The 3,944-nt window shown below is 67.4% G+C and carries 4 protein-coding genes; 2 read left to right on the top strand and 2 right to left on the bottom strand.

Going from position 1 to position 3,944, the window contains the following annotated elements:
- Nucleotides 1–779 precede the first annotated feature (779 nt).
- Nucleotides 780–1,208 carry a DUF1801 domain-containing protein gene (locus RY076_RS23580; protein WP_323102470.1) on the bottom strand — a complete coding sequence of 143 codons (429 nt, stop codon included), beginning with the start codon at nucleotides 1,206–1,208 and terminating at the stop codon, nucleotides 780–782.
- 52 nt (nucleotides 1,209–1,260) lie between these two features.
- On the opposite strand from RY076_RS23580, the gene RY076_RS23575 reads away from it, so the two are divergent.
- Nucleotides 1,261–2,184 (top strand): PAS domain-containing protein, encoded by a 924-nt coding sequence (locus RY076_RS23575; RefSeq protein ID WP_323102468.1) that lies wholly within the window; start codon nucleotides 1,261–1,263, stop codon nucleotides 2,182–2,184.
- A 28-nt stretch (nucleotides 2,185–2,212) separates the two neighbouring features.
- Here the strand turns inward: RY076_RS23575 and RY076_RS23570 are convergent, their stop codons facing one another.
- A complete protein-coding gene (locus tag RY076_RS23570) occupies nucleotides 2,213–2,572 on the bottom strand; it encodes a hypothetical protein (RefSeq protein WP_323102466.1) in 360 nt (119 codons plus the stop codon).
- Nucleotides 2,573–3,118: 546 nt separating this feature from the next.
- Here RY076_RS23570 and RY076_RS23565 point away from each other — a divergent pair.
- Nucleotides 3,119–3,832 carry a GAF and ANTAR domain-containing protein gene (locus RY076_RS23565; RefSeq protein ID WP_323102464.1) on the top strand — a complete coding sequence of 238 codons (714 nt, stop codon included), beginning with the start codon at nucleotides 3,119–3,121 and terminating at the stop codon, nucleotides 3,830–3,832.
- The last annotated feature ends 112 nt before the right edge of the window (nucleotides 3,833–3,944 follow it).

Genomic DNA, 3,944 nt, shown 5'->3' with positions numbered 1-3,944 from the left:
AGAGGCCCTGACCAGCGGAGACGCCGGTCAGGGCCTCTCGCCTCTACCTGGCCGGGGTATCTGACGCCGTGGATTCCGAAGGCACGATGACAGGCCGTTGACCTGCTGAAACGTCAGTCGTTCGAGGCCCGTGCGGAATCCGCGCGGAAGCCCGCCACCTGCGCGACATGGCGCAGCCGCGGGCGGCGGCTGCCGACGGCCTACCCCGCCCCCTAATGCCCGAGGACCCGGCCATGAGCAGTCGGGTCGCGGGAACAGCCCGGTGCACCGTGCCGTTGGCGCCGCCGCGGCGTGAGAATCGCGCTGAGACGACGTTCGTCCGGAGGAGTGTCAGGCCTGCCCCGGCCGCACCGGGGGCAGCGCCTCGGGGAACCGCGGCCCGACGCGTGTCGGATCGCCAGGAGCCGGTCATGGCCCAGTACATGGTCTTCTACAACACCACCGCAGCGATGCGTGAGCAGCTGGCCCAGATCCCACCTGAGCAGGCCGGGGCCGGGATGCAGGAATGGATGACGTGGGGACAGCGGGCCGGGGCCCGATCAGCTCGAGCAGCTGCTCGACGGGCACCCGCACACGAAGGCAGGCGGGACGATCTCGACGCAGAAGTTCCTGGAGGTCCCCGGCATGTGACAGGAGTGCTGAGGGCGCGAGCTGCTTCGGACCTCACGTTCCAGTCCCATCGCAACCGCTGAGCCGCTCAAGCGGGCTTGGCGCGCAAGGAAACCCATTCCTGAGCCATTGTCGCGACGGGTCATTCTCGGCAAAGAGTCACGTCGTCCTCAGGACATCGGCATCGGGTCGTCTGGCCGAGCCCACGCAATGGCGATCAGCTGGCGTAGAACGTCAACCTCGATGTCAGCGAGTTTCTTGACATAGACGCAACCTGCGCCTTCCGTGTACGTCCCCAACGAGGGCAGCAACGCGGCGCCCTCGGCCAGATCCTTGAGGCCGTACAGGGACAACTGCGCCTTGCGCGGTGAGAACCCGGTCTTCGGCCAATCACCGTGCCTGCGTGGATCGGCGGTTGACACGTAGCGGTAGCTGCCGTAGCCGACGATCGACGGACCCCACAGGATCGGCTCAGCTTCCGTGACCTCGTGGAAGATCTGGGCCAGACGCAGTCCGTCCTCCCGTCGACGGATGGGGGTCGCGGAGTTCAGGAATGCCTCGACGCTCGCAGCCGTCGGCCCCGTTCTCGGTTCGCCCATGGTCTCAGTGTGGCACCGTCGTTGTGCGCGCCCGGAGCGGAGATGTGCCCCGGTGGCCCAGTTCGTCGTCGACGCGCACGGCACGTTGGCCATGGTCAACGAGTCGGCCAAGGTGCTGACCCGACTTGCCGACTCGGACATCGGCCGCAAGTTCGTGGACCTGGAGCTGTCCTTCCGCCCGGTCGAGCTGCGCTCCGCTCTGCAGGAGACGCGTGAGAGCCGACAGCAGCGCCGGATCCCGGACGTTCGCTGGCCCCGCCCCGAGACACCGCTTTACGTCGACATCGACCTGATCCCGCTCGTGGACCACCGCGAGGGGTACGCAGGCACGTTGATCACCCTCACGGACGTCACCCGCTACCACCAGGTGCACCACGAGCTCGAACAGACGACCAGGCAGCTGCAGGCGGCGTCGGAAGAGCTGCAGTCGACGAACGAGGAGCTCGAGACGACCAACGAGGAGCTGCAGTCGACCGTGGAGGAGCTCGAGACGACCAACGAGGAGCTGCAGTCGACGAACGAGGAGCTCGAGACGATGAACGAGGAGCTGCAGTCGATGAACGACGAGCTCCAAGGAGCCAACGAGGAGCTGCGCGAGCGCAGCACCCAGCTGGCCGAGCTCAACGACTACATGGAGTCGATCCTCGGCAGCATGCGCTCAACGGTCATCGTCCTCGATCGTCAGCTCACGATCCAGACGTGGAACAAGAACGCGCAGGAGCTCTGGGGGGTCCGCCCTGACGAGGCCATGGGCGTCCACCTGCTCAGCCTCGACATCGGCCTGCCGATCGACGAGCTCAAACCTGTGCTGCACGCCGTTCTGTCCGACAGCACCGACGCGCAGCACATCAGGATGGACGCCATCAACCGACGCGGCAAGCCGGTTCGCCTCAGCATCACGGCGGCACCTCTCATGTCGCCGGAGGCCAGCTCGACGGGAATCCTCCTCGTCATGGACGCCGAGCCGATCGACTGATCAGACCGAGTCGGTGCAGTGCTGGGGGTCAGGCCTCCTCGGCATGTTGACGGTCGAGCCGCGCGGCCTGCCGGTCGCCCTTGGCGGCTTCGCGGTGTGCGTGTGCCTCGTCCCGGAGCCGCGCAGCTTCCAACTCGTCGACGCGACGAGCATGGGCCTCCTTGACGGCCGCGACATGCTCATGCGCGAGTGCTGCCCGCTCGTGCGCCAGGCTTGAACGGGTGTGCGCCAGGCGAGCACGGCGCAGGGACTGCTGGGCGCAGCGCTCCGCGTCCCTGACGTCATCTTCGGTCGTCGGCGCACCTTCCATAAGGCGCTGGCGACGTGCGACCAGCTCCAGAATGCGCTGGGCGGCGGCCTCGGCGGCCACACGAGCCGGGTCCTCCACGCATCAAGTTTATCGTCGGCCGAGCCCTCCGGAGCGAGGTCTCCCAAGGCTCGGGCCAGGGCGCATCCTCGGGCCATGACCATCATCGTGAGGCTCCGCGCCGTAGGCAGGAGCCCCACCACCCACATGGCTCAGTCACCGTCGTGCGGGGCCTCGCGATGTCGCCCGGATGGATAGGCCGTTGGGGCCCATGACGTCGATGCCCGTCAGGTCGAGGACCAACTGGGTCACCCCGCCATGGCCCACGCTCTCCAGCCGGTTCTGGAAGCGCTCGCTCGGGGTCAATGGCCGATCTCGGAACGTTCCGTCAGCTTGTCCACCTGCTCCGCCCGAGCGCAGCGGGCACCTGCCCGGCGCGACTGAGATGTGCCGGAAGTGGGAGGCCCGCAGTTGGTCCGGGGGGTCCGAGTCCGTGTACGTTGATGAATCTGGGCACGATGACGCACGGCACGAACCCCGTACGGGGAGGCCGGTTCTCAGGCGTGAGGAGTCGTGAAGGCATCCTCGAGCCATCTGGGACCGCCTTGCCCCGTAGGAGGTACCCGCATGACCGAACTTCGTCCGACAGAACCCGCGACCAGCATCGCCTCCCACCGCGGAGATGACGCCCTCGACCCCGGCCGAGCCATGGGCACGATGCTGGAGGCCGCCGCCGCGGTGATCCCGCACCTCAACCATCTGGGCACGATGGTCCACCACACGCCCGCAAGGGTTACTTGCGCCTTCTCCGATCCGTTCGCCGCGCAGATGCAGGCCCTCCACTTGGAGCTCGAGGAGGGCCCTGGCTTCGAGGCAGTCACGACCGGTCTGCCCGTCATCAGCGACGACATAGAAAACGACTTCCGGTGGCCCGCCTACGCGCGAGCCGCGGCCGCACGTGGCCTGTATTGCCAGCTCTCCCTGCCCCTACTGTGGGAGGACCGGGCCCTCGGTGCTCTGTCCCTCTTCTGGACGGAGCCCCACTTGCTGGACGCGGCCACGCTCACGCTGGCCCAAGGCTTCGCCGCCCAGACCGCTGCCTTGGTCGGCCTGTCGCGAGAGCGTGAACACCTCACCTACGCGCTGAAGTCGCGCCAGACGATCGGCAATGCGGTGGGTGTGCTCATGGAGCGTCACCACCTCGAGGCTGCGGCGGCCTTCAGCGTGCTGCAGCGCATCTCGCAGGACAGCAACACGAAGCTGCGTGACGTCGCCGAGCAGTTCCTCCGGACCGGACAACTCCCGAACCCGACGCCCAGCCGCAGGTCCGCCGTCCGCTGAGGCTCACATGTAACACGCCGGGTCGACTCGGACATCCCATCAAGCCACCAACCGCCAGCCACCAGAGGGCGTCGCGAAAGCTACGAAGGTTCGAATCCTTCACCTGCCACCC

Source organism: Intrasporangium zincisolvens (assembly GCF_034724055.1).
In the GTDB taxonomy this organism is placed as follows: domain Bacteria; phylum Actinomycetota; class Actinomycetes; order Actinomycetales; family Dermatophilaceae; genus Monashia; species Monashia zincisolvens.
Note: the sequence above shows the minus strand (reverse complement) of the source record. Positions and strands in the feature narration are given on the sequence as shown.